Below are 26,755 nucleotides of genomic sequence, written 5' to 3' on the forward strand. Positions count from 1 at the left end.
GCAGCCTCAGGGCTGCCCTTTTTTTGATCTGCGCGGCGCCTGTCGACCAGACGCGGTCGACGCCGTATTCAGGTTCGCGTTACAGGAGGGATGGTAGCGGCAGCGCGGACAAAAACGCTTGCGCCAGCACGCTCCGGCGAGCCGGAAGTGCTGGCAGAAAAAAGACCGGGTTAATACAGAGAAGGCTCGCCGGGCGGGCGGGTTTTAAAACGACGATGCAGCCACATATACTGCTCCGGCGCCAGCAGAATATTCTGCTCGATTATCTGATTCATCCGCCTGGCGGCGACGACTTCATTTTCCAGCGGCAGCTCCATTTCGGCCGGCTGGATCAGCAGTTCGTAGCCTTTGCCGTCCGGCAAGCGACGCGGTACAAAGGGCAGTATCGCCGGCCGCGCGGCGCGGGCCAGAATGTAAGTGCCCGCCGTAGTGGCGGCCTTATCAACGGCAAACAGGGGAACAAACACGCTGCTGCGCGGGCCGTAGTCGTGGTCCGGCGCATACCAGAGAATTTCTCCCTGTTTTAGCGCGCGGATCATGCCCTTTAGATCGCGGCGATCGAGCATGGTTTTATTCGAACGCATGCGTCCCCAGGTTTGCAGCCAGTCGATCAGCTTATTATCGTTTGGGCGATAAACGCCAATGCCGGCATTCTGGATGCCAAAGATGCGAGCGCCCAGTTCGAGGGTCAGAAAATGCAGACCGATCAGCAAAACGCCGCGCTTTTGCTGCAGATGTGGAGTGATATTTTCCAGACCTTTGACTGTAAACCAGCGTTCGATACGCCAGTCCGGCCAGAACCAGGCCATCCCGGTTTCCAGCACGCCCATGCCGACAGATTCAAAATTCCTTTTTACCCACAGCTCGCGTTCCTCAGCCGACATGGCGGGAAAGCTGAGCTCCAGATTCCGTCGGGTGACCTTTACGCGCTGCGGTACGACCCGCATAGAGAGGCGCCCCAACAGCGTACCCAGGCGATATAGCAGAGGATAAGGCAGCAAAACTACCAGATAGAGCAAACCAACGCCGATCCAGGTCAGCCAGTAACGCGGATATAACAGAGAGCGATTAAAAGAAGGTAGTTGTGTCATAGCCTTAATTTTTCAGAGGACTCCTGGGTGAGAGTAAAAAAACAATAGTGAGCGAAGCGGGTCCTTACCCGGCGCACCAGAGCAGTGTAATGTTTTTAACCGTTAAATGAGGCAATTTATCTATTTTATGTTTATTATTTGAGCTAATTTGCTATTAAACACAGAAAGAGACGGTGACAGTATAAAACCGTTTTGGCTTTTATGCAGGTTTGATAAGTAGCAGATTGTGCGTCGGTTTAACAAATAATCCCTTCATCTCCGTGGGGGGACGTCACGCCCGGGTCGGTTGAGTCGTTAATAAGAGAGGCGGACATCTGCCATTTTACGTGCGGCCTGACAGATACGCAGCGATCGGGTATGATACGCCGCCGTTTATATCGCGTTACAGCGGTGTTAATAGTGAGTTTTTCCCTCAGTGAAGACAGGAACGTACACCATGCCAGTGTTACATAACCGAATTTCAAATGAGGAACTGAAGGCGCGTATGCTGGCTGAAACCGAACCGCGCACCACAGTTTCTTTTTATAAATATTTTTCCCTCGACGATCCTCGGGCCTTTCGCGACAGTCTGTATCTCAGCTTCGGCGCACTTAACGTCTTTGGCCGCGTGTATATTGCCGGCGAGGGCATCAACGCGCAGATCAGCGTGCCGCAGAGCCGGTTTGACGTCTTCCGTCAGACACTGTTCTCTTCCCACCCGGCGCTGGATCAGGTGCGTCTCAATATTGCGCTGGAGGACGACGGCAAGTCGTTCTGGGTGCTGCGCATGAAGGTGCGGGAGCGTATTGTGGCGGATGGTATCGACGATCCATCCTTTGATCCCTCTCATGTCGGTCAGTATCTGAATGCCAGCCAGGTTAACGACATGGCGCAGGATCCCGATGCTCTGTTTGTCGATATGCGCAACCACTACGAATATGAGGTTGGTCATTTCGAAAATGCGATTGAGATCCCGTCGGACACTTTCCGCGATCAGCTGCCAATGGCGGTGGACATGCTTAAGGATGAGCGCGATAAGAAGATCGTGATGTATTGCACCGGCGGTATTCGCTGTGAAAAGGCCAGCGCCTGGATGCGGCACAACGGCTTTAACAATGTTTACCACGTCGAGGGCGGAATTATTGAGTATGCCCGCCGCGCAAAGCAGCAAGGGCTGCCGCTAAAGTTTGTCGGTAAAAACTTTGTTTTCGATGAGCGAATGGGCGAACGCATTACCGATGATGTGATCGCGCACTGCCATCAGTGCGGCACGGCCTGCGACAGCCACACCAACTGCCGCAATGAAGGCTGCCATCTGCTGTTTATCCAGTGCCCGGCCTGTGCGGAAAAATATCAGGGCTGCTGTAGTCCGACCTGCCGCCAGGAACTGGCGCTGCCGGTGGAGGAACAGCGTCTGCGGCGGCGCGGGCGGGAAAACGGCATGAAGATCTTCAATAAATCGAAAGGGCTGCTGCGCGCCACGCTGCAGATCCCGTCGCCGGATGATAAGACGAACGACGAGTAATGCGAAACCAGCCAGAGACGTCGCGCTTCGGCGGGGCGCTCTGGCTCGGGTAAAGATTATTTGCGCACGCCTTCAAGCGAGATAATCAGCTCCACTTCCTGCGAGGCCGGCCCCAGATCATAGTTGATATTGAAGTCTTTCAATTTAATTTTGCCTTCCGCTTCAAAACCGGCCCGATATTTGCCCCAGGGATCGTCGCCCTGACCGATGAGTTTTGCTTCCAGCGTCACCGGTTTAGTTACGCCATTTAGCGTCAGGTTGCCGGTAATGTCCAGCTCATCGCCATCCTGCTTCACCGCGGTTGAGGTAAAGGTGGCCTGTGGATGGCTGGTTACGTTGAGGAAATCCGCGCCGCGCAGGTGTTTATCTCGCTCGGCGTGGTTGGTATCCACGCTGTTGGTGTTAATTGTTACGCTAACCTTATTGGCGGCGGGGGACTTTTCATCAAAGGTGAAACTACCGTCAAAGTCGCGGAAGCTGCCGTACAGCCAGCTGTAGCCCAAATGTTTAATGCGGAACTCGATAAACGCATGCTGGCCTTGTTTATCTATCTGATAATCCGCGGCCATCGCCGTTCCGGCAGAGACTAACAGGGAGCCTAACGTTAAACCCAGCAGTGTTTTCTTTAGCATGGCGAATCTCCATTAATGTAATTAGTTAACCGATGCGGCGACCCAGCATCCGTTTCAACGTCATGTCACCATCAATAAAGTGGTGTTTTAATGCGGCTAATGCGTGCAGCGCTGACAGAATCACCACGCCCCATGCCAGATAAAAGTGCACATCGCCGGCAATATCGGCCTGATCCTTCAGGCCGCTCAATACGGCTGGTACAGAGAACCAGCCGAAAACCGATATCGGTTGTCCGTCAGCGGTGGAAATTAAATAGCCGCTGATTAAAATCGAAAGCAGCAGCACATACAGCGCCAGGTGCGCCAGCGTGGCGCCAGTGCGCGTCAACGCGGAGTAATGGCTCAGCGGCCGCGGCGGCGGAGAGATAAAGCGCCAAAGGATGCGAAACAGCAGTACGGCGAACAGCAGGCAGCCAATACCCTTATGCAGGTCAGGCGCGCGGTGATACCACACGTCGTAGTATCCCAGCGAGACCATCCACAGGCCGAGTGCAAACATGCCGTAGACCGCCAGAGCTACGCCCCAGTGCAGAAGAATGCTGATATGACCATAGCGTGCTGAATTATTGCGCCAGGGCATGCCCGGACCTCCCGAAGTATCCATCTGAACCGACTGGTTATCGTATTAATGCTGCAAAAATTAACAGATGGAAACATAAAAGCAATATAAAGTTTCAATTAATAACAAATTACAATCTGAGTCAGTTTTTTTGAGCATAGGTTGCATCGTTAATCAAAAATTTATTTCAACTTTCCGGGTAATAACTGTTTTTTTTATAACCATATAACTTTTTTCTGCACAGTCGGCTACGGCGTTCAGCCCGCGATGGCTGACGCCGGCGCTATTAGCGCCTTATTTACGTTGCCCGCCAGGGCCGCGCAGGGTAATAAATAATCGGTGATGCGATGGACGAATACGGCTATTTACTTTGAAAATACAAAATATGGCATTGCGGGGTAAATAATGCGTTGCTTTCGGTTTGCATTTGCCGGTAAGGAATAGGGAAATAAGGTGTGAGTATGGTCTGGCACCGCCGTCGCGACGGTGCCATGCGGAAAAAGAAAACGAACGATGAGATGAAAAATAAAACCCAATAACGAGGTGACTAACGTTAATGCTTACGGTAATCCTGCACCTGATAATCCGTGGACTCGATTTTTGCTATGCCAGCCTCAAGGATATTAATGAGCTGTCTGGCTACATCGGTGGTTAACCAGAGCGTACGGTCAACCTGAGCTTCTTCCGGCGTTTGATTCGCCGCGGTAATGTAATGCAGGCGAATCATCATGGCGTCATAACTGTCTACAGTGCTGATATCCCAACCAACGAGCGGATGTGTTTGAATGACTTCATCTTTCCTATCCATATAGACCCCTTATGACTAGTTACTGGCGTGAGTGACTATGAGGTTTACAGCGACTCCTGAAAAACAGACGACGGGTTTCAGTATATCGCCGCTTATTCGCTTTATGGAAAACAATTGCACTATTTTTTGTAAAAATTACGCAGGCGCTATGGTTGGAGCGGACAATGATAAGGAAAACTGTCTGCGCGCCCGCCGGCGCGCAGGGAAAGCGGCTTAGTTATCGTCATCCGCGCGAGGGGACTCGACGCTAAGCCCGGCGTTTTTTTCCAGCACCGCAGCAAGATGCTCAAAATGTTTTTTCTCCTGCGGGTCCCGTGTTTGATTCTGAGCTTCGAGTTTTAGATTATGGATCACCAACTGACTGGTTTTTTCATCAAGGGCAAACGCCAGAGAGGAAAAGGCAGATTCCAGTACAGTGATCCGACGCTGTTGCTCGCTGATAAACGCCAGCAGTTCGCCGAACGTCATTGCTTCTTCTGGTTTTTCCGCCGTCATGCGATTTACCTCATTAATAACAGACCAGATATTCCCGTCATCTTTCAGGTTGCCGCCGGCTGGATGTGGTCGAGTGAGTCGCCGCAACCGGTCGGGGTGATAATAACGACGCATGATGCGCCGCCGTTTTGCCTTACGCTGAAATATGCCGGACATACATGATGATAGTCTTATTACAGCCTGGAAGTAATAAATTTACCAGCGCGTGGAGAAACGTTTCGTCTGTATATCGGTTAAATCATTCAGACTACCGACGCTGGCCTGCTCCTGAACCTCGCCCCGGCGTTAACCTGAGATGCCGGGGCGACCGAAAAGGGCGGGGGCATGCCGGACTGAGGCGATGCCCACCTATTTTAGCCGCTGAAGAACCAGTCGTCGGCGCTTTCCCAGGTTTCCTGCAGTATGGCGGAAATCTGTTCTTTATCGTCTTTATTTCCGCCCAGCACAACCAACTGATTGCTGCCGGCGTAGCGAATCTGAACGGGAGTATCAGGATAGTGTTGCTGCACGCGGCGACTGAGTTCACTGGTTAATGCTTCGAGCGCGCCGGGCGGTAAGGGGGCCGTTTTGGCCAGAGTAACTTCGACTCGCATGATTGCCTCCGAAATGGATAACTGTTTATTTATACAGTTATCTGCAACGAAAGGCAACAACAAGTGCGGGCCGTGACGCGAGCTCTGAGGATTAACCCCATTTCCGCCGCGCCGCGGTCGGACTTAACCGAACGACGCCGCCGGTTCGGTTAAGCCAGAAGCGCGTTATACCAGTTTTACCGACCAGTTGAGAGTTTGTCCGGCCAGGAACGGCACCAGGTTCTCGTCGTCGCCCAGCGCGATCTCCGCAGGGAAGGTTGTCTCGGCGCGCCGTAGTTCAATCCAGTCATTATTTACCGGCAGGTCGTAGAAACGAGGTCCGTTCAGCGAACAGAAGGCTTCCAGGTGCTGTAGCGCATCGATCTCTTCGAACACGGTAGCATAGGCGCTGAGCGCCGCCTGCGCGTTGAAGACACCGGCACAGCCGCAGTCGGACTCTTTTTTATGGCGCGGATGAGGCGCCGAGTCGGTGCCGAGAAAGAAACGGTCTGAGCCGCTGGCCACGGCCGCACGCAGCGCTTGTTGATGAACGTTGCGCTTCAGAATCGGCAGACAGTACAGATGGGGACGGATGCCGCCGGCCAGCATATGGTTGCGATTGAACATCAGATGCTGCGGGGTAACGGTGGCGGCCAGAAAACGATTCCCATCCTGCACGTACTGTGCGGCTTCGCGCGTGGTAATGTGCTCGAAGACGATTTTCAGCTCGGGGAACTGCCGGCGCAATGGCTCCATCGTGCGTTCGATAAAACGGGCCTCCCGATCGAAAATATCGATCTCGGGATCGGTGACTTCTCCGTGGATCAGCAACGGCATGCCGAGGCGCTGCATCTGTTCCAGCAGAGGGTAAATAGCGGCGACGTTGGTCACGCCGTGGCTGGAATTAGTGGTGGCGTTGGCTGGATAAAGTTTAGCGGCGGTGAACACGCCCTGATTAAATCCGTCGCTCAATTCACCGGCATCCAGCGTATCGGTCAGGTAGCAGGTCATCAACGGCTGAAAGCGATGACCGGCGGGCAGCGCGGCCAAAATACGCTGGCGATAGGAAACGGCGCTGGCGACGGAGGTGATCGGCGGCGTCAGGTTCGGCATGATAATCGCACGGCCGAAATGCTGGCTGGTGAAAGGCAGCACCGCCTGCAAAAGACGATCGTCGCGCAGGTGGAGGTGCCAGTCGTCGGGACGACGGATTTTCAGAACGAGGGGTTGTGCGGTCATGGAGTATGCTCCGGCTATCAGTGGAAAACAGTGGCCGTGTAAGGGAATTCGGGGACAACGATACCGGGGGCTAAGCATAAGCATAATGCGCTACAATTGCACCCATTGTTTAGTCCGGGTTGAAATTCTGCGCCGAAAAGCGTTTTATGATCCCATCTGTTCATGTTGTTAATACAGGAGTTAAAAATGGAAGTACGTGTGGTTGCCACCCTTAAGGCCAAAGCGGAATACCTGCAGGAAGTGACTCAGGCGGTAACTCAGGCCGTGGCGCCGGCTCGCCAGGAAGAGGGCAATATCCAGTACGATTTGCACGAGGATATTAATGAACCCGGCGTATTCCTGTTCTTTGAACGCTGGAAGAGCAATGAAGCGCTGGAAGAGCACAATAAAACCGCGCATTTTACCGCGTTGATTGCGGCTCTGGAAAACAAAGTGGAATTTACCACGATCAGACTGCTGAAATCTCTCGTCTGAATTTCACGCCCCGTCGAACGGCGGGATAGCTGAATAAAAAACACCCGCCGGATGGCGGGTGTTTTTTTAGGCTGTCAGACTGTCCGTTATTCAGCAGAGGACGGTCTGGTTGCCGGAGCCGAGGACTGATTCTCCGCGCTATGGCCACCGGCAGAACCTTTGCCGCTGAAATGCCATGCCGGTCGCTGCCATTCGCTCTGCTGCATCGCATCCGGCACATATGCCGGGGCGGGCGCTTTGGTCATCGGCGCGCTGGCGGCGCCATTGCTCCGTTCGGCAGCGGGCTGTGCGACGATCTCAGCAGGCTGTTCCGCCGCCGTTGCCGTCTGGGCGACGGTTTCCGCAGGCTGCTCAACTGTCGTTTCAGGCTGTGCGGCGACTTCCGCAGGCTGTCCCGCCGACGTTTCCGGCTGTGCGACGACTTCCGCCGGCTGCTCAACTGCCGTTTCAGGCTGTGCGGCGACTTCCGCAGGCTGTTCCGCCGCCGTTTCAGGCTGTGCGACGACTTCCGCCGGCTGCTCAACTGCCGTTTCAGGCTGTGCGACGACTTCCGCAGGCTGCTCAGCCGCCGTTTCCGGCTGTGCGACGACTTCCGCAGGCTGTTCCGCCGTCGTTTCAGGCTGTGCGACGACTTCCGCAGGCTGTTCCGCCGTCGTTTCAGGCTGTGCGACGACTTCCGCAGGCTGCTCAGCCGCCGTTTCCGGCTGTGCGGCGACTTCCGCAGGCTGCTCAGCCGCCGTTTCAGGCTGTGCGACGACTTCCGCCGGCTGCTCAGCCGCCGTTTCAGGCTGTGCGACGATTTCCGCAGGCTGCTCAGCCGCCGTTTCAGGCTGTGCGACGATTTCCGCAGGCTGCTCAGCCGCCGTTTCAGGCTGTGCGACGATTTCCGCAGGCTGCTCAGCCGTCGTTACAGCCGGCGCGGCGACGGGCTGAGACGGAACAACCGTCGCGGCCGCCGCTTCTTCTCGTCCTTCTTCGTCCAATGGCTGAGGCGCGGCGACCGGGCTCGAACTTCCCGCCGCGATTTCAGCCGCGGGCTGCGCGGCCGCATTCTGCGGTTGCTCAGGCTCCTGTACGCTGATTGGGGCATCCTGCGCGATATCGTCTTCTTCATAGTCAATATCGTCTTCCGGCTCGGCTTCGATAAAGTGCTCCGGAATAGCCGAGGACAGCGCCGAGAACTGGCTGTCGTGCTCCTCTTCCTGCGCAATAACGCTCGGCTGAGCGACCGGGGCGATGTCTGCCTGCTGTTGGGTGACCGGATAGCTGATCCACACTTTACCGGACGCCATTTCCGGCGAGGCGGAAGCCTGCTCCAGCGGCATCGGCGATTGGGTCGGATAGCGTTCATCACGGTAACGACGACGGCGCTGACCGCTTACCCTCAGGTGGCGAGGCGAGCGGCGTGAACGACGCGGCATGCCATTTTCGCCGCTGTTGCGGTTGTTATCCTGCGCCTGATCGTCAGACTGAGCGGGTTCAGACACGTTGGCGGTTGGCTGAACGGGAGCCGGCAGCGTCCGTACGTCGGTATCGGCCTGACTGACATTTTCGACCGGCGCGACGTCGCCCCGTATCCTTTGCGTCAGCTGGCGACGCTGACGACGCGGCATCACCTGAACCGGCTGCTCCTGTTCCGCGGCGCTGCTATCCACCGCGTCTTCTTCGGCTACGTTGCCTTGTGTTTTCGCTTCCTGCGGCGCCTGACGTTTGTCATCCTGGCGGCGACGCTGACGTTCCGGACGCGGCTCACGGCGCGGCTGTTCGTCACGCAAGGTTTTTTCGCTGTCGGTCGTCTCTATGTCGGCGCTACGTTCATCGACGACGTTATTTTGCGGTTGACGACGGCGATTGCGCTGCTCCTCGCGGTTATCCCGGACGTCGCGGTTGTCGCGAGTATCACGGTTTTCACGAGTATCACGATTGTCGCGGGCGTCGCGGTTTTCACGCGGCTCACGGTTATCGCGGTTGTTGCGATCGCGGCGGGCGTTGCTTTGACGACGCTGCGGGCGGCGTTCCGGACGCGGCGTCTGTTCTTCGCTGGCGCTGCCGGCCGGTTCGGTTTCCTCCTGCTGGCTGGCGCTTTTTTCCGGCGCGGCGGCGATGCCTTTTAATGCGCTAAACAGGCGGGAGAAGAAACCAGGCTGTGCCGGCGCGGCGGCGGCAGGCTCGGCGGGAGCGGGCTGCGGCGTTTCAACCGGCGGCGCATCGGGCATGATAAAGGTCGCCAGGGCCGGCTGTTCCGGGCGTTTGCGTTCGCCCGGCAGCTCTTCCTGCGGCAGCGCGTTTTCAGCTTCATGCATCTGAGGCAACAGATAGCTCAGCATCGGCTTCTCTTCGCCCTTGCGCACGCGCTGTACGGAGTAGTGCGGCGTTTCCATGCGGTCGCTCGGCACGATGATGGCGCGTACGCCGCCCTGCCGTTTTTCTATCGCGTTCACCGCCTCGCGTTTTTCGTTCAGCAGATAGGAGGCGATCGGCGCCGGTACAATGGCGTGAACTTCCTGGGTATTTTCTTTCAGCGCCTCTTCTTCAATCAGACGCAGAATGGAAAGCGACAGCGATTCGTTGTCGCGAATGGTGCCGGTGCCGCTGCAGCGCGGGCAGACGTGGTGGCTGGATTCGCCCAGCGACGGGCTGAGACGCTGGCGCGACATTTCCAGAAGGCCAAAGCGCGAGATGCGGCCAATCTGGATACGCGCGCGATCCTGGCGCACGGCGTCGCGCACGCGGTTTTCCACTTCGCGCTGGTGGCGCACCGGCGTCATGTCGATGAAGTCGATGACGATCAGACCGCCGAGATCGCGCAGGCGCAACTGGCGGGCGATCTCATCCGCCGCTTCCAGGTTGGTATTGAACGCGGTTTCTTCAATATCGCCGCCGCGCGTGGCGCGCGCCGAGTTGATGTCGATCGCCGTCAGCGCTTCGGTGGAGTCGATAACGATCGAGCCGCCGGAAGGCAGACGCACCTCGCGCTGAAACGCGGATTCAATCTGCGATTCAATCTGGTAGTGGCTGAACAGCGGAATTTCGCCGCTGTAAAATTTAATTTTGCTGCTGAAATCCGGGCGGCCCAGCGCGGCGATATGCTCTTTGGCCAGCTCAAGCACTTTCGGATTGTCTATCAGAATTTCGCCGATATCCGGGCGCAGGTAATCACGGAAAGCGCGTACGATAACGTTGCTTTCCTGATGGATAAGGAACGGCGCTGGCCGGCCTTCGGCTGCCTTTTTAATCGCATCCCAGTGTTTCAGACGAAAGGCCAGATCCCACTGCAGCGCATCGGCGGATTTGCCCACGCCGGCGGTGCGAACGATCAGACCCATGCCGTCGGGCAGCTGCAGCGAGCCGAGCGCTTCTTTCAATTCGGTCCGGTCGTCGCCCTCGATGCGGCGGGAAATACCGCCCGCGCGCGGATTGTTGGGCATCAGTACCAGATAGCTGCCTGCCAGACTGATAAAGGTCGTCAGCGCGGCGCCTTTGTTGCCTCGCTCCTCCTTATCGACCTGGACGATGACTTCCTGGCCTTCGCGCAACACATCTTTGATATTCGGGCGACCGTGCGAGCTGTAGTTGCTGGGGAAATATTCGCGGGCAATTTCTTTCAGAGGGAGAAAACCGTGTCGTTCGGCGCCGTAATCAACAAAAGCGGCTTCCAGACTGGGTTCGATGCGTGTGATTTTACCTTTGTAAATATTGGCTTTTTTCTGTTCGTGTCCGGGGCTTTCGATATCCAGATCGTACAGCCGTTGACCATCAACCAGGGCAACGCGCAACTCTTCCTGCTGAGTTGCGTTAATCAACATTCTTTTCATCTTGACTTACTCGTTATTCTTACTTGCATTATTGATAGAGCTGCGGACAAAAAGAGCCTTATGACCGGGATAAACCGATGGCCTCGTGTCTTATCGCAGCGACGTCAACCTCCCGGTTGTCGCCTGCATAGAGGCGCATGTTTCGGTAGCCTGTGTTTCCTGGTGGAAAACAGCGCGTTTAACTGGGGAACAGCTTCTGAAGAGTGTCGCCAGATCTGATTCCATTGGCCGGTCAGGCAGCCATCCGCAGCCCGCTAACTGCTTGATTTTACATTACGTCTTACGCCATTGCTGCGTTTATGCACGATCAGGCAAATTTAATAATTCCGCAAATTTCCTTGTTCTAAGGGAAATCAGCACGGAAAGACAGAGCATTATTCCATTGCTGATGCAGTTATAGCAAGGTGACTTTGCCTGTCTGTTAAAGATTGTTGCGCTGTAACGCGCCGGCGCGGGGCATTAGCCCTACGGTCCGCGTGGTTAAAACGACATTAATGCTATCTTTAACCGCCAGACCGACAGTTAAGCACAGAAAAAGGAGTGGCGCTATCCGGCGGCACTATTTAGAATCGCGCCCCATGAAAACAGACAATCCTTCAGTACAAATGGTGACGGTTTCCGATGATGAAGCCGGGCAACGTATCGATAACTTTTTGCGGGCGCGCTTAAAAGGCGTACCGAAAAGTATGATTTACCGCATCCTGCGCAAGGGCGAGGTGCGGGTCAATAAAAAGCGGATTAAACCTGAATATAAACTGGCCGGCGGCGATGAGATCCGTATCCCGCCGGTGCGTCAGTCCACGAGCGAGGAAGCGCCGGTTTCCGCCGGGCTGAGTAAGGTGGCCGCGCTGGCCGACTGCATCCTGTATGAGGATGAGGCGCTGTTGGTGCTGAACAAACCTTCCGGTACGGCGGTGCACGGCGGCAGCGGGTTGAGCTTCGGCGTGATCGAAGGGCTGCGTGCGCTGCGGCCCGACGCGCGTTTTCTCGAACTGGTGCATCGGCTGGATCGCGATACCTCCGGCGTACTGCTGGTCGCTAAAAAGCGCTCTGCGCTGCGCGCCCTGCACGAGCAACTGCGTATGAAGGGCATGCAGAAAGACTATCTGGCCCTGGTACGCGGCCAGTGGTCGTCGCACTGTAAAGCGGTGCAGGCGCCGCTGCTTAAAAATATTCTGCAAAGCGGCGAGCGTATCGTGCGGGTCAACAGTGAAGGAAAACCGTCGGAAACCCATTTTAAGGTGGAAGAGCGTTTCGCGCAGGCCACGCTGGTGCGGGCCAGTCCGGTGACCGGGCGTACCCATCAGATCCGTGTGCATACGCTGCACGCCGGCCATCCCATCGCGTTTGACGATCGCTACGGCGATCGCGATTTCGATCAGCAACTGGCGCCGACCGGACTGCGGCGGCTGTTTCTGCATGCGCAGGCGCTGCGTTTCGAACATCCCGCCAGCGGCGAAACGATGCGTATCGAGGCGCCGCTGGATGCTAACCTGCGCCACTGCCTGCGGATTTTGCGCCAGGCCAAAGGCTAAACGCCGACCCGCCGCAGAGGCGGGTCGCTCAGCTGCGCATTGGTCAACCCAGCAGCGGGTTGACGCCTTCACGTCTCAGCATGCCGGCCAGATTCAGCAGCGGCAAACCAACCAGCGTATTGGGATCGCGTCCCGACAGGCGTTCGAACAGAGCGATGCCCAGGCCTTCGCTCTTAAAGCTGCCCGCGCATTGCAGCGGCTGCTCTTTATCGATATATGCGCAAATTTCCTCATCGCTCAGCGTGCGAAAATGCACTTCGAACGGCTCAACGTCACACTGTAACGCCCCGCTGGCGCTGTTAAACAGCGCCAGCCCGGTATAAAACGTCACGCAGCGGCCGCTGGCCTGACGCAATTGGGCGACGGCGTTGGCGCGGGTGTGCGGCTTGCCGGTAATCGCGCCGTTCAGCACGCAGACCTGATCGCTGCCTATAATAAGGTGTTGTGGATAACGTTCGGCCAGCGCCTGGGCTTTTTGCCGCGCCAGACGGGAGACCAGCGCCGCGGCGTCTTCGGCGCCGGCGGGCGTTTCATCAACCTCCGGCGCCGCGCAAATAAAAGGCAGATGCAGTTTTTCCAGCAGCGCTTTGCGCCAGGGCGAAGTGGAAGCGAGAACCAACGGATACATAAATTTTCCATAAACCATAGCGTAGTGATGAAAGACATTCTAAACTGTGCGCCGCTTCGGAAGCGAATATTGGTGAAAGGTATGGTTACTCAGCCTTTTTCTTTGACTCTATGTCGTTACGACGTTAATATGCGCGCCCTATGCAAAAGGTAAAATTACCCCTGACCCTCGATGCGGTTCGCACCGCTCAGAAACGTTTAGATTACGTTGGTGTCTATACGTCTGAGCAATTGGTGCGTCTGGCCGAATCGGTGGTTAGCGTGGATAGTGATGTTCAGGCTGTACTGTCGTTCAGTATTGATAATCAGCGTCTGGCTGTCATTAAAGGCGAGGCCGACGTGTCGGTTACTCTGCTGTGTCAGCGTTGTAATCAGCCGTTTGCACATCAGGTTCACGTCTCGTTTTGTTTTAGCCCGGTCATCACCGATGAACAGGCCGAAGCGTTACCGGAAGCGTACGAACCAGTCGGCGTTGATGAGTTTGGCGAAGTCGATTTGTTGGCGATGATTGAGGATGAATTGATTCTTTCTTTGCCTATCGCACCGGTGCATGATTCTGAACACTGTGAAGTGTCCGACGCGGACAGGGTATTCGGTCAGCTTCCCGAGGAAGCGGAAAAACCAAATCCCTTTGCCGTATTAGCCAGTTTAAAGCGTAAGTAATTAAGGAGTAAGGTCCATGGCCGTACAACAGAATAAACCTAGCCGTTCCAAACGTGGTATGCGTCGTTCTCACGATTCGCTGACTACCTCTGCCGTGTCTGTAGATAAAGTTTCTGGCGAAACGCATCTGCGTCATCATGTCACTGCGGATGGTTACTACCGCGGTCGCAAGGTTATCGCCAAGTAATTTTTCTTGCGAATTTTTAGCAAGGCGATACTTTGACACGTCTAACCCTGGCGTTAGATGCTATGGGCGGGGACTTCGGTCCGTGCGTCACAGTGCCTGCTGCATTGCAGGCACTGGCTTCTGATTCCGATCTCAATTTGCTGCTGGTTGGCGATCCTGCCTCGATAAACCCATTACTTGCCAAAATCGATTCCGTCCTGCTGTCACGGCTGGAAATTATTGCGTCCGAATCGGTTATTGCCAGTGATGCGAAACCTTCGCAGGCCATCCGCGCCAGTCGCGGCAGCTCTATGCGCATTGCGCTCGAACTGGTTAGCGCCGGCCGGGCGCAGGCGTGCGTCAGCGCGGGCAATACCGGCGCGCTGATGGGGCTGGCCAAATTGTTGATTAAACCGCTGGACGGCATTGAACGCCCGGCGTTGGTTTCCGTGCTGCCGCACCAGCAGCACGGCAAAACCGTGGTTTTGGATCTGGGCGCCAACGTCGACTGCGACAGCACGATGCTGGTGCAGTTCGCCGTGATGGGCTCGGTGATGGCCGAGGAAGTGCTGGCGCTGCGCAACCCTCGCGTGGCGTTGCTGAATATCGGCGAGGAAGAAACCAAGGGACTCAATAATATTCGCGAAGCGGCGTCCAGATTAAGACAAATCTCTTCGATGAACTATATTGGTTACCTTGAAGGCAATGATTTACTGACGGGTAAAACTGATGTCATGGTCTGTGACGGCTTTGTGGGAAATGTCACGCTGAAGACCATGGAGGGTGTGGTAAGGATGTTTTTGCTGCTGCTAAAGTCTCCCGCAGATGCGACAGGCAAGCAGAAGCAACCCTGGTGGCTGAAGTTAACTGGACGTTTGTTACAAAAACGTTTGGCTAAACGCTTCGGTCACTTAAACCCTGACCAGTATAATGGCGCATGTCTGTTAGGATTGCGGGGAACCGTGATCAAGAGCCATGGCGCAGCGAACCCGCGGGCGTTCGCAGTAGCTATTGAACAGGCAATGCAGGCGGTGCGGCGGCAACTTCCGGAGCGAATTGCCGCCCGCCTTGAAGCTGTATTACCCAAGAGTGACTAAGCGTACATGTATACAAAAATTATTGGAACGGGGAGTTATCTGCCCGCTCAGATCAGAACGAATGCCGATCTGGAAAAGATGGTGGATACGTCGGACGAATGGATTGTTACAAGGACTGGCATTCGTGAACGCCGCATCGCCGCACCGGATGAATGCGTGGCGACCATGGGGGCGCACGCCGCCGAAAAAGCGCTTGAAATGGCGGGTATTGATAAAGACAAGATCGGTTTACTGATTGTCGCCACCACGTCGTCATCACACGCGTTCCCCAGCTCAGCTTGCCAGGTCCAGCAATTGCTGGGCATTCAGGACACTATCGCTTTCGATTTGGCCGCTGCCTGCGCAGGCTTTACCTATGCGCTCAGCGTCGCCGATCAATACGTCAAAAGCGGCGCCGTCGACTACGCCCTGGTCATCGGCTCCGATACCTTATCCCGCACGCTTGATCCCACCGATCGCGGCACGCTTATCCTGTTTGGCGATGGCGCCGGCGCGGTGGTGCTGACGGCGTCGGAAGCGCCCGGTATTATTTCCACGCATTTGCATGCGGACGGCCGCTATGGACAGCTTTTGACGCTGCCTTATCCTGATCGCCATAATCGGCAGCAGCCCGCCTGGGTGACCATGGCCGGCAACGAAGTCTTTAAAGTCGCCGTTACCGAACTGGCGCATATTGTCGATGAAACCGTGCGCGCGAGCCAGTTGGACAAAAGCGAACTGGACTGGCTGGTGCCGCATCAGGCCAACCTGCGCATTATTAACGCCACGGCCCGCAAGCTGGGCATGGGGATGGATAAGGTGGTGGTTACCCTCGATCGTCATGGCAATACCTCCGCGGCTTCCGTGCCTTCCGCTCTGGATGAGGCGGTGCGCGACGGGCGCATCAAACCGGGTCATCTGGTGCTGCTGGAAGCGTTCGGCGGTGGCTTTACCTGGGGTTCGGCACTGGTTCGTTTTTGATTCAACAGGACTTTTTATATGACGCAATTTGCACTGGTATTCCCCGGTCAGGGTTCGCAATCCGTCGGCATGCTGGCCGAACTGGCGGCAGAATACTCGATTGTCACCGACACGTTCGCGCAGGCTTCCGCGGCGCTGGGCTATGACCTCTGGCAACTGACGCAGCAGGGACCGGCGGAAGAGCTGAATAAAACGTGGCAGACGCAGCCGGCGCTGTTGACGGCGTCCGTCGCCATCTGGCGCGCCTGGCAGCAGCAGGGCGGCAAAGCGCCGGCGCTGATGGCCGGCCACAGCCTGGGCGAATACTCCGCGCTGGTGTGCGCGGGCGTGCTGGATTTCCAGCAGGCGGTAAAGCTGGTGGAGCTGCGTGGTAAACTGATGCAGGAAGCGGTCCCGGCGGGCACCGGCGCAATGTATGCGATTATTGGTCTGGATAACGACGCTATCGCCCAGGCCTGCGCCGACGCCGCGCAGGGCCAGGTCGTCGCGCCGGTGAACTTCAATTCTCCGGGGCAGGTGGTGATTGCGGGCAATAAAGAAGCGGTAGAACGCGCCGGCGCGGCCTGTAAAGCCGCCGGGGCAAAACGCGCGCTGCCGCTGCCGGTCAGCGTGCCTTCGCACTGCGCCCTGATGGCGCCTGCTGCGCAGAAACTGGCCGCCGCGCTGGAAAACGTCACCCTCAGCGCGCCGCAGGTGCCGGTGGTGAATAACGTCGATGCGCGGATTGAAACGTCGCCAGAGGCGATCCGCAGCGCGCTGGTGCGCCAGCTGCACCATCCGGTACGCTGGACGGACTGCGTGGAATTTATCGCCTCTCAGGGCGTGGAGACACTGCTGGAAATCGGGCCTGGTAAAGTGCTGACCGGCCTGACGAAACGCATTGTCGGTACCCTGACGGCGGCAGCAGTGAACGATCCGGCTTCGCTGTCAGCGGCGCTGGAACTACAATGACGGGGTAAATAATGAGTTTCGAAGGAAAAATCGCACTGGTGACCGGTGCCAGCCGTGGTATCGGTCGTGCTATTGCAGAAACCCTCGCCGCGCGTGGTGCTACCGTGATCGGTACGGCAACCAGCCAACATGGCGCTGAATCCATCAGCGGTTGGCTGGGGGACAAGGGTAAAGGATTTGTACTGAATGTCACCGACGCTGCTTCAGTTGACAGCGCGCTGGCGGATATTCGTGCGGAATTCGGCGAAATTGATATTTTAATCAATAACGCCGGGATTACTCGTGATAATCTGCTGATGCGTATGAAAGAAGACGAATGGCAGGATATTTTGAGTACCAATCTGACCTCGGTTTTCCGTCTGTCTAAGGCGGTGATGCGGGCGATGATGAAAAAACGCTTCGGCCGTATCATTTCCATCGGTTCCGTTATCGGCTCCGTGGGTAATGCCGGTCAGGCGAACTATGCCGCCGCTAAAGCCGGTCTGCTAGGCTTTAGCAAGTCGCTGGCGCGTGAAGTCGCGTCGCGCGGTATCACTGTCAACGTGGTTGCGCCGGGTTTTATTGAAACCGATATGACTCAGGCGCTGAGCGAAGAACAGCGGGCGGGTTTTTTGAGTCAGATACCTGCTAATCGTCTTGGCGATGTAAAAGAAGTCGCCAGTGCTGTAGCATTTTTAGCCTCCGACGAGGCGTCTTTCATCACTGGTGAGACGTTGCATGTCAACGGCGGCATGTATATGATTTAAAAATTATCAAAAAGATTTGCGTTATTTGCGGTTAGAACCGCAAAATAGTATAAAATCGTGGTTCGACCAGCCGGGATTTTGTTGCATCTTTTTCAACATTTTATACACTACGAAAACCATCGCGAAAGCGAGTTTTGATAGGAAATTTAAGAGTATGAGCACTATCGAAGAACGCGTTAAGAAAATCATCGTTGAACAGCTGGGTGTTAAGCAGGAAGAAGTCGTGAACAATGCTTCTTTTGTTGATGACCTCGGCGCTGATTCTCTTGACACCGTTGAGCTGGTAATGGCTTTGGAAGAAGAGTTCGATACAGAGATTCCTGACGAAGAAGCTGAAAAAATCACGACTGTTCAGGCAGCCATTGATTTCATTCAGGCTAACCAGCAGTAAGAGAACATATATCCAGGCGGTCACTCGACCGCCTAAGTTTCCTTTGTCCCGCAGTATTTTACTTTCCCTCCCTGGAGGACAAGCGTGTCTAAGCGTCGGGTAGTTGTGACTGGACTGGGCATGTTATCTCCTGTCGGCAACACGGTAGAGTCTACCTGGAGTACTCTTCTTGCCGGTCAGAGTGGCATCAGCCTGATCGACCATTTCGATACTAGTGCCTATGCAACGCGTTTTGCAGGCTTAGTAAAGGATTTTAACTGTGAAGATTTCATTTCGCGTAAAGAAGCACGCAAAATGGATGCCTTCATTCAATATGGAATTGTTGCCGGTATTCAGGCTATGCAGGATTCTGGTCTTGAAATTACCGAAGAAAACGCTTCGCGCGCCGGCGCGGCAATCGGTTCTGGTATCGGCGGTCTGGGGTTGATTGAAGAAAACCACAGTTCGCTGGTGAAGGGCGGTCCTCGTAAAATCAGTCCGTTCTTTGTGCCTTCGACCATTGTAAATATGGTGGCTGGTCATCTGAGCATCATGTACGGTCTGCGCGGTCCGAGTATCTCGATCGCCACGGCCTGTACTTCCGGCGTGCATAATATCGGCCATGCGGCACGTATCATTGCCTACAATGATGCCGATATTATGCTGGCTGGCGGCGCTGAGAAAGCCAGTACCCCGCTGGGCGTTGGCGGATTCGGCGCGGCGCGCGCGCTGTCGACCCGCAATGATAACCCGCAGGCGGCCAGCCGTCCGTGGGATAAAGATCGCGATGGTTTCGTTTTGGGCGACGGCGCAGGCATTCTCGTGCTGGAAGAGTATGAGCATGCCAAAAAGCGTGGCGCGAAGATCTACGCCGAAGTGGTCGGTTTTGGTATGAGCAGCGATGCCTACCATATGACGTCACCGCCGGAAAATGGCGCGGGCGCCGCGCTGGCGATGGAAAATGCGTTGCGCGACGCGGGTATCGCCACCGACCAGGTGGGGTATATCAATGCGCACGGAACGTCCACTTCCGCCGGCGACCGAGCCGAGACGCACGCGGTGAAACGCGTCTTTGGCGCGGATGCGAATCGTGTGTTGGTCAGCTCCACCAAATCGATGACCGGCCATCTGCTGGGCGCTGCCGGTGCGGTTGAGTCGATCTTCAGCATCCTCGCGCTGCGCGATCAGGCGATTCCGCCGACCATCAATCTGGATAACCCGGATGAAGGTTGCGATTTAGATTTTGTTCCGCACGAAGCACGTAAGGTCAGCGGCGTGGAATACACGCTGTGTAACTCTTTCGGTTTCGGCGGCACCAACGGTTCGCTTATCTTCCGTCGCGTCTAAATTCGTCATCTCAGATAAAGCCCGGCTAGCCGGGCTTTTTTATGTGTATAAAATATCAGACTTTCACCCTTGCCCTAAAGCGACTTCTGCTGGCAGGCTGGGGCGCTGCTGAGTCAGGCGATAAATAAGGTCGATATATGATTTGGGTCAATGGCGAATTACAACCGCAGTTAGCGGTGACCGATCGGGGCGCGCAATTCGGCGACGGCTGTTTTACTACCGCTCGGGTGAGCGACGGCGCGATTGTCTGGCCGCACCGACATATCCTGCGCCTGCAGCAGGCGGCCGCGCGCCTGATGTTGCCGGCCATCGACTGGCCCCTGCTGCTGCAGGAGATGCAACAGGCCGCCCGGGATCGGACGCAGGGCGTCGTCAAGGTGATGCTGACGCGCGGCGGCGGCGGACGCGGCTACAGTCCGCAAGGCTGTGCCCGGAGCAGCCGCATTATTATCCAGGCGGACTATCCCGCGCACTATGCCGCCTGGCGCGAACAGGGCATAAACCTGAGTTTGAGCCCGATCGCGCTGGCGCGATCGCCGTTGCTGGCGGGCATTAAGCATCTTAACCGACTGGAGCAGGTGTTGATTCGCATGCGGCTTGATCAGGAAGAAGCCGAAGAGACGCTGGTGCTGGATACCGCCGGCCAGCTGGTCGAATGCTGCAGCGCCAATCTGTTCTGGCGGAAGGGAAACCAGGTTTTTACGCCGGATCTCGCGCAGGCCGGCGTAGCCGGGGTTAGCCGGGCCTGTATCATGGAACTGCTGGCCGATTCCCGCTACCGGCTCGAGACGGTCAGCGCGCCGCCCGGCGCGTTAGCGGATGCGGACGAGGTCCTGATTTGCAATGCCTTGCTGCCGGTGGCGCCGGTGAATCAGGCGAGCGGCTGGCGCTATCGCTCCCGGACGCTTTATCGCTATCTGTGTGAGCAAATGCTCAATGGTGCAAATAACAGATGACAGGTGTTATGACTAAAAAAAAGAGCATGATTGTCGCGCTGATCGTTTTGCTGCTGGCCGCAGGCGCCGGCCTGCTGTGGCAGCAACTCCAGCGTTTCGCCGCTTCACCGCTGGCGATTAACCAGGAAACCATTTTTACCCTGCCGGCCGGCACCGGTCGCGACGGGCTGCAGACGCTGCTGTTAAAACAGCAGGTGATTAAAGACGGCGGTTTTTTCCCCTGGCTGCTGCGCGTCGAACCGGATCTGTCCCGCTTCAAAGCCGGCACCTATCGGTTTATGCCCGGAATGACGGTCCGCGAGATGCTGTTGCTGTTGGCCAGCGGCAAAGAGGCGCAGTTCGCCATTCGTTTTACCGAAGGATCACGTTTTAGCGACTGGCTGGATTTACTGCGTAATGCGCCTTATCTTAAGCATTCGTTGGCCGGTCTGGGCGAAGCGGAGATCGCCGCGCGCGTCGGATTAAAGGAAGGCGTCCCGGCGGAAGGACGCTTCTATCCGGACACCTGGCTGTATACCGCGGGTACTGAGGATATTGCTCTGCTGCGGCGGGCGAAGCAGCGGATGGACAAAACGCTCGAAGACGCGTGGCAGGGGCGGGCGCCGGATCTGCCCTATAAATCCGCCGACGAGTTGCTGACCATGGCCTCGATTATCGAAAAGGAGACGGCCATCAGCGAAGAGCGGAACCGGGTCGCCTCGGTCTTCATCAACCGCCTGCGGCTCGGCATGAAGCTTCAAACCGATCCGACGGTGATCTATGGCATGGGCGAGGAATATAATGGCGTGATCACCCGTAAAGCGCTGGACACGCCGACGCCCTATAACACCTATGTGATTGCCGGGCTGCCGCCGGGGCCGATCGCCATGCCGGGGAAAGCCTCCTTGCTGGCGGCGGCGCATCCGGATAAAACCGCTTATCTTTATTTTGTAGCGGACGGTAAAGGCGGGCACAGCTTTACGGAAAATCTTTCCGAACATAACCGGGCGGTACAGCGTTATCGCTCAGCATTAAAGGAACGGAATGAACGGTAAATTTATCGTGATTGAAGGCCTGGAAGGGGCCGGAAAAACCAGCGCCCGCTCGGCGGTAGTGGAAACGCTGCGCGCGGGCGGGATCGACGAGGTAGTGTTTACCCGCGAACCGGGCGGCACGCCGCTGGCGGAAAAACTGCGCGACCTGATCAAACAGGGGGCGGGTGAAGAGAAGGTGACCGATAAAGCCGAGCTATTGATGCTGTACGCCGCGCGCGTACAGCTGGTGGAGAATGTGATTAAGCCGGCGCTGGCGCGCGGGCAGTGGGTGGTCGGCGATCGGCACGATCTCTCGTCTCAGGCCTATCAGGGCGGAGGACGCGGTCTGGACCGGCAACTATTGCTGTCGCTGCGCGATACGGTGCTGGGCGATTTCCGGCCCGATCTGACGCTGTATCTCGATCTGCCGCCGGCCATTGGGCTACAGCGCGCGCGCGCGCGCGGCGAACTGGATCGCATCGAACAGGAGTCGATGGCGTTTTTCGACCGCACCCGGGCGCGCTACCAGCAACTGGCGGCGCAGGACCCGACTATCGTCACTATCGACGCGTCGCAGGATATCGGTCAGGTCGGCGCGGCCATCCAGCGCGTGCTGGGCGACTGGCTGCGCCGGCTGTCGCCGGCTGAGCGGGATCCGGCCTGATGGAATGGTATCCGTGGCTTAATGCTCCGTACCGTCAGCTGGTCGCTCAGCACCAGGCCGGACGCGGGCACCATGCCGTTCTGCTGCACGCACTGCCGGGCATGGGCGAAGCGTCGCTGGCCTGGGCGCTGAGCCGCTGGCTGATGTGTCGCCAGACCGATGGATTTAAAAGCTGCGGCGTTTGCCATGACTGCCGGCTGATGGAGGCCGGCAACCATCCGGACTGGTATTCGCTGACGCCGGAGAAAGGCCGACACAGCCTGGGCGTGGATCAAATTCGCGAGGTGCTGGACAAGCTGTATCAACGCTCCCGCCAGGGGGGCGCCAAAGTCGTCTGGCTGCCGCTGAGCGAACAGCTTACCGAAGCGGCAGCCAATGCGCTGTTAAAAACGCTGGAGGAACCGCCGGAGAATACCTGGTTTCTGCTGGGCTGCCGCGAACCGACGCGCCTGCTGGCCACCCTGCGCAGTCGCTGCCTGCATTGCTACCTGGCGGCGCCGGATGAAGCGCGCAGCATTCAGTGGCTGAACAGCCGCCATCCGGGCGACGGCACCATGCAGCGCACTGCGCTGCGGCTGCACGCCGGCGCGCCGCTGGCCGCCGAGTCAATGCTGTTGCCCGCGCGCTGGCAGCAGCGTACAGAATTGTGTCAGGCGCTGGCCGCCGCCCTGGCGCAACAAAATTTTCTGCCGCTGATCGCGCAGTTAAATCATGACGATGTCGGCGAGCGGCTGCACTGGCTGGCGACGCTGTTGGTGGACGGGTTGAAATGGCAACAGCACGCGCAGGCTTTTCTGGTCAATCAGGATCAGCAAGCGTTGGCCGAACGCCTGGCGACTTCGCACACGGCGGACGCCCTGCAGCAGGCGGTGCAACAGTGGCTGACCTGTCGTCATCGTTTGCTGACGATCGCCGGCATTAACCGGGAACTGCTGCTGACCGGGCAGTTGCTGAACTGGGAACAGAGCCTGATAGCGGGCGCCGTCTGCCCGGCGCACACTGTCTGAATTCCGCATTTTTCTTTACTGATCCAGAGATATTATGACCATGCTGTTAGTTGATTCGCACTGCCACCTCGATGGACTGGATTATCAGTCCGTGCATAAAGATCTTGACGATGTGCTGGACAAGGCGCGCCAACGCGACGTCGGCTTTGTTCTGGCGGTAGCCACTACGCTGCCCGGTTTCAGTTCAATGAAAACGCTGATCGGCCGGCGGGATAATGTGGCGTTGTCCTGCGGCGTACATCCGCTTAATCAGCAGGAACCCTATGACTATGACGAACTGCGCCGGCTGGCCGACGATGCCGACGTGGTGGCGATGGGCGAGACCGGGCTGGACTATCACTATCAGCCGGAAACCAAAGGGCGGCAGCAGGCGTCTTTCCGGCAGCATATCCGCATCGGCCGCGAGCTGCATAAACCGGTGATCGTGCATACCCGCTCCGCCCGGGCCGATACGCTGGCTATCCTACGCGAGGAGCAGGTAGAGGGTTGCGGCGGCGTGCTGCACTGTTTTACTGAAGATCTGGCCACGGCGCGCACGCTGCTGGATATGGGTTTTTATATCTCTTTCTCCGGCATCGTCACCTTCCGCACCGCCGATGAATTGCGCGAGGTGGCGCGCTATGTGCCGCTCGACCGTCTGCTGGTGGAAACGGATTCGCCGTGGCTGGCTCCGGTGCCGTATCGCGGTAAAGAGAATCAGCCGGCCTGGGTGCGCGACGTGGCGGAATATCTGGCGCTGCTGAAAGGCGTTAGCCTTGAGGCGCTGGCCGAAGCGACGACGGCAAATTTTTGCCGACTGTTTGCTGTCGATCCCGATCGAGTGGGGCGCCATACTCAACGTTAATCCGTCTGCGTTTTTTTTTACCTCGTAATAAATAGCGGATCTGTTCATAACTATATTGAATTTGCTTGTTTTTATCGCTTATTTGTACGGGCTTCGGCGCCGAATGCGGCGTCTCTGCCCGACTCCTGCTCTGCGCCGGGCGCTTTAACGCCTCCTCGCCTGAATTATTGCGGCAGAATAGTCTGTTTTTTAACCGCAAATAGCAGTTTTCAATTTTTTTTACTAACGTTTCATCGAGTTGTTACGGAAACGTGACTGCCATCAAACATTAGTAACGCTATTTATTTTACGCTGCGTAAAAATTAGCGAGACACACTGATGTCCCGAATATCGCAACCAGCGGTTCCCGCGTTGCACACATCATGAAATATAAGCAGTAAAAAGCACTATTACTCAGGAGCTCTTTCACTATGTTTAAAAATGCATTCGCCAACCTGCAAAAAGTGGGCAAATCGCTCATGTTGCCGGTTTCCGTTCTGCCTATCGCAGGGATTCTGCTGGGCGTCGGATCGGCCAACTTTAGCTGGCTACCAGTGATTGTTTCTCACGTCATGGCCGAAGCGGGCGGTTCCGTTTTTGCCAACATGCCGCTGATCTTCGCTATCGGCGTGGCGCTCGGTTTTACGAATAACGACGGCGTATCCGCGCTGGCCGCAGTGGTGGCGTACGGCATTATGGTAAAAACCATGGCTGTGGTTGCCCCGCTGGTGCTGCATTTACCGGCCGAAGCCATTGCGGAACAGCATCTGGCGGACACCGGGGTGCTGGGCGGCATCATCGCCGGCGCCATTGCCGCCGCGATGTTTAACCGCTTTTATCGCATCCAGTTGCCGGAATACCTCGGCTTCTTCGCCGGTAAGCGCTTTGTGCCGATTATCTCCGGCCTGATCGCCATCGCCCTCGGCGTTATCCTGTCGTTCATCTGGCCGCCGGTTGGTTCCGCGATCCAGACTTTCTCGCAGTGGGCGGCGTATCAGAACCCGGTAGTGGCCTTTGGTATCTACGGCGTGATTGAACGTTCTCTGGTGCCGTTTGGTCTGCACCATATCTGGAACGTGCCGTTCCAGATGCAGATCGGCGAATTTACCAACGCCGCAGGTCAGGTATTCCACGGCGATATCCCGCGTTATATGGCTGGTGACCCGACCGCGGGCAAACTGTCGGGCGGCTTCCTGTTCAAAATGTACGGTCTGCCGGCCGCCGCGATCGCCATCTGGCATTCGGCTAAACCGGAAAATCGCGCTAAGGTCGGCGGTATCATGATCTCCGCCGCGCTGACTTCATTCCTGACCGGTATCACCGAACCGATTGAATTCTCCTTTATGTTCGTGGCGCCGATCCTGTACGGCATCCATGCGATTCTGGCCGGTCTGGCGTTCCCGATCTGTATCCTGCTGGGTATGCGCGACGGCACCAGTTTCTCGCACGGTCTGATCGACTTTGTGGTGCTGAGCGGCAACAGCAGCCGAATCTGGCTGTTCCCGATCGTCGGCATCATTTACGGTCTGGTTTACTACAGCATCTTCCGCGTGCTGATCGCTAAACTCGATCTGAAAACGCCGGGGCGCGAAGATTCCGCCGGCGAGCAATCCGTGACCGACAGCTCCGAGATGGCCGCGGCGCTGGTAACGGCCTTCGGCGGTAAAGAGAACATCACCAATCTGGATGCGTGTATCACTCGTCTGCGCGTCAGCGTGGCCGATGTGTCTAAGGTTGACCAGGGCGGGCTGAAAAAACTGGGCGCAGCGGGCGTCGTGGTCGCCGGTTCTGGCGTTCAGGCTATTTTCGGCACGAAATCCGATAACCTGAAAACCGATATGGATGATTTCATCCGTAACAATTAATTGATAACGATCATTATAGACTAAGGGGCTTCGGCCCCTTTTTTTATGCCTCTGGCGCGGGTCGATGCGCTCTTCGTCCGGCGGAGACCGGTCATAACTCTAACGTCAGATTTTGCTGCCGTTGATGCACCAACCGGCAGTTAAAAATATACGCGCGAGGGCGTTATCTGGCTCGCCAGGCTGGCGACGGATTCTCCAGTCGGCGGGGAAAAGTACGAAGAGGGTTGAAAGGAATGGAATATGTCACTCATACTGCTCTGGTCCGGGCAACCCGATTCCAATCTAAAAGGAAATGCATCATGGCTGAAGAAACTATTTTTAGTAAAATTATTCGTCGCGAGATCCCTGCCGATGTGGTTTATCAGGACGATCTGGTCACCGCCTTTCGCGATATCGCTCCCCGTACGCCCACGCATGTTCTGATCGTGCCGAATGTGTTGATTCCCACCGTCAATGATGTCCAGCCAGAGCATGAGGCCGCGCTGGGCCGGATGGTCTCTGTGGCGGCGAAGATTGCCCACGATGAAGGGATTGCGGAGGACGGCTATCGCCTGATTATTAACTGTAACCGCCATGGCGGTCAGGAAGTTTACCATATTCATATGCATCTGCTCGGCGGTCAGCCGCTGGGGCCGCTGCTGGCCGATTAAGCCGCATTCGCGACGGTTGACCATTCCGATGGCGCATTGGCCGAACGGCAATCGTACTGCGCATACCGGGCGCGGTTCGGCGAGCGTTCGGGCCAGGCCTGCGTGGTGGGGCGCCCCAGACGCTAA

Annotated in this window: 27 protein-coding genes and 1 pseudogene; 18 read left to right on the top strand and 10 right to left on the bottom strand. The window is 56.7% G+C overall.

What is annotated here, in order from left to right; translation table 11 throughout:
• Positions 1-170: 170 nt before the first annotated feature.
• Positions 171-1,091, bottom strand: coding sequence for a Kdo(2)-lipid IV(A) acyltransferase (locus tag FJU30_RS08045; RefSeq protein WP_150434457.1), 921 nt, complete (start codon positions 1,089-1,091; stop codon positions 171-173).
• Positions 1,092-1,527: 436 nt separating this feature from the next.
• Here FJU30_RS08045 and trhO point away from each other — a divergent pair, with 436 nt between their 5' ends.
• Positions 1,528-2,595, top strand: coding sequence for an oxygen-dependent tRNA uridine(34) hydroxylase TrhO (gene trhO, locus FJU30_RS08050; RefSeq protein WP_150434458.1), 1,068 nt, complete (start codon positions 1,528-1,530; stop codon positions 2,593-2,595).
• A 56-nt stretch (positions 2,596-2,651) separates the two neighbouring features.
• Here the strand turns inward: trhO and FJU30_RS08055 are convergent, their stop codons facing one another.
• From FJU30_RS08055 to pyrC, 6 genes are all read right to left on the bottom strand, one after another.
• A complete protein-coding gene (locus tag FJU30_RS08055) occupies positions 2,652-3,227 on the bottom strand; it encodes a YceI family protein (RefSeq protein WP_150434459.1) in 576 nt (191 codons plus the stop codon).
• A 25-nt stretch (positions 3,228-3,252) separates the two neighbouring features.
• Positions 3,253-3,807, bottom strand: a complete 555-nt coding sequence (locus tag FJU30_RS08060) for a cytochrome b (protein WP_150434672.1) — start codon at positions 3,805-3,807, stop codon at positions 3,253-3,255.
• A gap of 532 nt (positions 3,808-4,339) precedes the next feature.
• Positions 4,340-4,594, bottom strand: coding sequence for a biofilm formation regulator BssS (gene bssS, locus FJU30_RS08065; RefSeq protein WP_150434460.1), 255 nt, complete (start codon positions 4,592-4,594; stop codon positions 4,340-4,342).
• Between the two features lie 213 nt (positions 4,595-4,807).
• A complete protein-coding gene (locus FJU30_RS08070; RefSeq protein ID WP_150434673.1) occupies positions 4,808-5,089 on the bottom strand; it encodes a hypothetical protein in 282 nt (93 codons plus the stop codon).
• A gap of 353 nt (positions 5,090-5,442) precedes the next feature.
• Positions 5,443-5,682: a DNA damage-inducible protein I gene (gene dinI, locus FJU30_RS08075; protein WP_150434461.1), complete on the bottom strand. Its 240-nt coding sequence runs from the start codon at positions 5,680-5,682 to the stop codon at positions 5,443-5,445.
• 165 nt (positions 5,683-5,847) lie between these two features.
• Positions 5,848-6,900, bottom strand: coding sequence for a dihydroorotase (pyrC, locus tag FJU30_RS08080; protein ID WP_150434462.1), 1,053 nt, complete (start codon positions 6,898-6,900; stop codon positions 5,848-5,850).
• A 186-nt stretch (positions 6,901-7,086) separates the two neighbouring features.
• Between pyrC and FJU30_RS08085 the strand changes: the two genes are divergently transcribed.
• A complete protein-coding gene (locus tag FJU30_RS08085; RefSeq protein WP_150434463.1) occupies positions 7,087-7,374 on the top strand; it encodes a putative quinol monooxygenase in 288 nt (95 codons plus the stop codon).
• An 86-nt stretch (positions 7,375-7,460) separates the two neighbouring features.
• Here the strand turns inward: FJU30_RS08085 and FJU30_RS27715 are convergent, their stop codons facing one another.
• The gene (locus FJU30_RS27715; RefSeq protein WP_449500872.1) at positions 7,461-7,619 is read right to left on the bottom strand and encodes a hypothetical protein; all 159 of its coding nucleotides are present in this window, start codon (positions 7,617-7,619) and stop codon (positions 7,461-7,463) included.
• 351 nt (positions 7,620-7,970) lie between these two features.
• Positions 7,971-11,189 (bottom strand): annotated as a pseudogene (gene rne, locus FJU30_RS08090) (ribonuclease E); the annotation flags it as partial.
• Positions 11,190-11,767: 578 nt separating this feature from the next.
• Here rne and rluC point away from each other — a divergent pair.
• On the top strand, positions 11,768-12,724 hold the full coding sequence (rluC, locus tag FJU30_RS08095) for a 23S rRNA pseudouridine(955/2504/2580) synthase RluC (RefSeq protein WP_150434465.1): 957 nt from the start codon (positions 11,768-11,770) through the stop codon (positions 12,722-12,724).
• Between the two features lie 43 nt (positions 12,725-12,767).
• Here the strand turns inward: rluC and FJU30_RS08100 are convergent, their stop codons facing one another.
• Positions 12,768-13,352: a Maf family protein gene (locus tag FJU30_RS08100; RefSeq protein WP_150434466.1), complete on the bottom strand. Its 585-nt coding sequence runs from the start codon at positions 13,350-13,352 to the stop codon at positions 12,768-12,770.
• Positions 13,353-13,492: 140 nt separating this feature from the next.
• Between FJU30_RS08100 and yceD the strand changes: the two genes are divergently transcribed.
• The 15 genes from yceD (at position 13,493) to hinT (ending at position 26,629) form a co-directional block, all read left to right on the top strand.
• A complete protein-coding gene (gene yceD, locus FJU30_RS08105) occupies positions 13,493-14,014 on the top strand; it encodes a 23S rRNA accumulation protein YceD (RefSeq protein ID WP_150434467.1) in 522 nt (173 codons plus the stop codon).
• A 16-nt stretch (positions 14,015-14,030) separates the two neighbouring features.
• A complete protein-coding gene (rpmF, locus tag FJU30_RS08110) occupies positions 14,031-14,201 on the top strand; it encodes a 50S ribosomal protein L32 (RefSeq protein WP_150434468.1) in 171 nt (56 codons plus the stop codon).
• A gap of 32 nt (positions 14,202-14,233) precedes the next feature.
• A complete protein-coding gene (gene plsX, locus FJU30_RS08115; RefSeq protein WP_150434469.1) occupies positions 14,234-15,277 on the top strand; it encodes a phosphate acyltransferase PlsX in 1,044 nt (347 codons plus the stop codon).
• Between the two features lie 6 nt (positions 15,278-15,283).
• Entirely contained in the window at positions 15,284-16,237 is a 954-nt protein-coding gene (locus tag FJU30_RS08120; protein ID WP_150434470.1) for a beta-ketoacyl-ACP synthase III, read from the top strand.
• An 18-nt stretch (positions 16,238-16,255) separates the two neighbouring features.
• Positions 16,256-17,188, top strand: coding sequence for an ACP S-malonyltransferase (fabD, locus tag FJU30_RS08125; RefSeq protein WP_150434471.1), 933 nt, complete (start codon positions 16,256-16,258; stop codon positions 17,186-17,188).
• 11 nt (positions 17,189-17,199) lie between these two features.
• Entirely contained in the window at positions 17,200-17,934 is a 735-nt protein-coding gene (gene fabG / locus FJU30_RS08130; RefSeq protein ID WP_150434472.1) for a 3-oxoacyl-ACP reductase FabG, read from the top strand.
• A 154-nt stretch (positions 17,935-18,088) separates the two neighbouring features.
• Positions 18,089-18,325 (top strand): acyl carrier protein, encoded by a 237-nt coding sequence (gene acpP, locus FJU30_RS08135; RefSeq protein WP_005970506.1) that lies wholly within the window; start codon positions 18,089-18,091, stop codon positions 18,323-18,325.
• Positions 18,326-18,409: 84 nt separating this feature from the next.
• Positions 18,410-19,651 carry a beta-ketoacyl-ACP synthase II gene (gene fabF, locus FJU30_RS08140; protein WP_150434473.1) on the top strand — a complete coding sequence of 414 codons (1,242 nt, stop codon included), beginning with the start codon at positions 18,410-18,412 and terminating at the stop codon, positions 19,649-19,651.
• Positions 19,652-19,788: 137 nt separating this feature from the next.
• Positions 19,789-20,607 carry an aminodeoxychorismate lyase gene (pabC, locus tag FJU30_RS08145; protein ID WP_150434474.1) on the top strand — a complete coding sequence of 273 codons (819 nt, stop codon included), beginning with the start codon at positions 19,789-19,791 and terminating at the stop codon, positions 20,605-20,607.
• An 8-nt stretch (positions 20,608-20,615) separates the two neighbouring features.
• The gene (gene mltG, locus FJU30_RS08150; RefSeq protein WP_150434475.1) at positions 20,616-21,641 is read left to right on the top strand and encodes an endolytic transglycosylase MltG; all 1,026 of its coding nucleotides are present in this window, start codon (positions 20,616-20,618) and stop codon (positions 21,639-21,641) included.
• The gene (gene tmk, locus FJU30_RS08155) at positions 21,631-22,284 is read left to right on the top strand and encodes a dTMP kinase (protein WP_150434476.1); all 654 of its coding nucleotides are present in this window, start codon (positions 21,631-21,633) and stop codon (positions 22,282-22,284) included. The genes mltG and tmk overlap by 11 nt, the downstream gene beginning before the upstream one ends.
• Positions 22,284-23,291: a DNA polymerase III subunit delta' gene (gene holB, locus FJU30_RS08160; RefSeq protein ID WP_150434477.1), complete on the top strand. Its 1,008-nt coding sequence runs from the start codon at positions 22,284-22,286 to the stop codon at positions 23,289-23,291. Before tmk ends, holB begins: the two co-directional genes overlap by 1 nt.
• 40 nt (positions 23,292-23,331) lie before the next feature.
• Positions 23,332-24,135, top strand: coding sequence for a metal-dependent hydrolase (locus FJU30_RS08165; protein ID WP_150434674.1), 804 nt, complete (start codon positions 23,332-23,334; stop codon positions 24,133-24,135).
• A gap of 410 nt (positions 24,136-24,545) precedes the next feature.
• A complete protein-coding gene (ptsG, locus tag FJU30_RS08170; RefSeq protein ID WP_150434478.1) occupies positions 24,546-25,979 on the top strand; it encodes a PTS glucose transporter subunit IIBC in 1,434 nt (477 codons plus the stop codon).
• Between the two features lie 299 nt (positions 25,980-26,278).
• Positions 26,279-26,629: a purine nucleoside phosphoramidase gene (hinT, locus tag FJU30_RS08175; protein WP_150434479.1), complete on the top strand. Its 351-nt coding sequence runs from the start codon at positions 26,279-26,281 to the stop codon at positions 26,627-26,629.
• Positions 26,630-26,755: the final 126 nt, after the last annotated feature.

This window comes from Affinibrenneria salicis (genome assembly GCF_008710095.1).

Bases quoted from the DNA above. Each gene is read 5' to 3' on its own strand.
- FJU30_RS08045 (WP_150434457.1), bottom strand. From the start codon at position 1,091: ATGACACAACTACCTTCTTTTAATCGCTCTCTGTTATATCCGCGTTAC.
- trhO (WP_150434458.1), top strand. From the start codon at position 1,528: ATGCCAGTGTTACATAACCGAATTTCAAATGAGGAACTGAAGGCGCGT.
- FJU30_RS08055 (WP_150434459.1), bottom strand. From the start codon at position 3,227: ATGCTAAAGAAAACACTGCTGGGTTTAACGTTAGGCTCCCTGTTAGTC.
- FJU30_RS08060 (WP_150434672.1), bottom strand. From the start codon at position 3,807: ATGCCCTGGCGCAATAATTCAGCACGCTATGGTCATATCAGCATTCTT.
- bssS (WP_150434460.1), bottom strand. From the start codon at position 4,594: ATGGATAGGAAAGATGAAGTCATTCAAACACATCCGCTCGTTGGTTGG.
- FJU30_RS08070 (WP_150434673.1), bottom strand. From the start codon at position 5,089: ATGACGGCGGAAAAACCAGAAGAAGCAATGACGTTCGGCGAACTGCTG.
- dinI (WP_150434461.1), bottom strand. From the start codon at position 5,682: ATGCGAGTCGAAGTTACTCTGGCCAAAACGGCCCCCTTACCGCCCGGC.
- pyrC (WP_150434462.1), bottom strand. From the start codon at position 6,900: ATGACCGCACAACCCCTCGTTCTGAAAATCCGTCGTCCCGACGACTGG.
- FJU30_RS08085 (WP_150434463.1), top strand. From the start codon at position 7,087: ATGGAAGTACGTGTGGTTGCCACCCTTAAGGCCAAAGCGGAATACCTG.
- FJU30_RS27715 (WP_449500872.1), bottom strand. From the start codon at position 7,619: ATGACCAAAGCGCCCGCCCCGGCATATGTGCCGGATGCGATGCAGCAG.
- rluC (WP_150434465.1), top strand. From the start codon at position 11,768: ATGAAAACAGACAATCCTTCAGTACAAATGGTGACGGTTTCCGATGAT.
- FJU30_RS08100 (WP_150434466.1), bottom strand. From the start codon at position 13,352: ATGTATCCGTTGGTTCTCGCTTCCACTTCGCCCTGGCGCAAAGCGCTG.
- yceD (WP_150434467.1), top strand. From the start codon at position 13,493: ATGCAAAAGGTAAAATTACCCCTGACCCTCGATGCGGTTCGCACCGCT.
- rpmF (WP_150434468.1), top strand. From the start codon at position 14,031: ATGGCCGTACAACAGAATAAACCTAGCCGTTCCAAACGTGGTATGCGT.
- FJU30_RS08120 (WP_150434470.1), top strand. From the start codon at position 15,284: ATGTATACAAAAATTATTGGAACGGGGAGTTATCTGCCCGCTCAGATC.
- fabD (WP_150434471.1), top strand. From the start codon at position 16,256: ATGACGCAATTTGCACTGGTATTCCCCGGTCAGGGTTCGCAATCCGTC.
- fabG (WP_150434472.1), top strand. From the start codon at position 17,200: ATGAGTTTCGAAGGAAAAATCGCACTGGTGACCGGTGCCAGCCGTGGT.
- acpP (WP_005970506.1), top strand. From the start codon at position 18,089: ATGAGCACTATCGAAGAACGCGTTAAGAAAATCATCGTTGAACAGCTG.
- pabC (WP_150434474.1), top strand. From the start codon at position 19,789: ATGATTTGGGTCAATGGCGAATTACAACCGCAGTTAGCGGTGACCGAT.
- mltG (WP_150434475.1), top strand. From the start codon at position 20,616: ATGACTAAAAAAAAGAGCATGATTGTCGCGCTGATCGTTTTGCTGCTG.
- tmk (WP_150434476.1), top strand. From the start codon at position 21,631: ATGAACGGTAAATTTATCGTGATTGAAGGCCTGGAAGGGGCCGGAAAA.
- holB (WP_150434477.1), top strand. From the start codon at position 22,284: ATGGAATGGTATCCGTGGCTTAATGCTCCGTACCGTCAGCTGGTCGCT.
- FJU30_RS08165 (WP_150434674.1), top strand. From the start codon at position 23,332: ATGCTGTTAGTTGATTCGCACTGCCACCTCGATGGACTGGATTATCAG.
- ptsG (WP_150434478.1), top strand. From the start codon at position 24,546: ATGTTTAAAAATGCATTCGCCAACCTGCAAAAAGTGGGCAAATCGCTC.
- hinT (WP_150434479.1), top strand. From the start codon at position 26,279: ATGGCTGAAGAAACTATTTTTAGTAAAATTATTCGTCGCGAGATCCCT.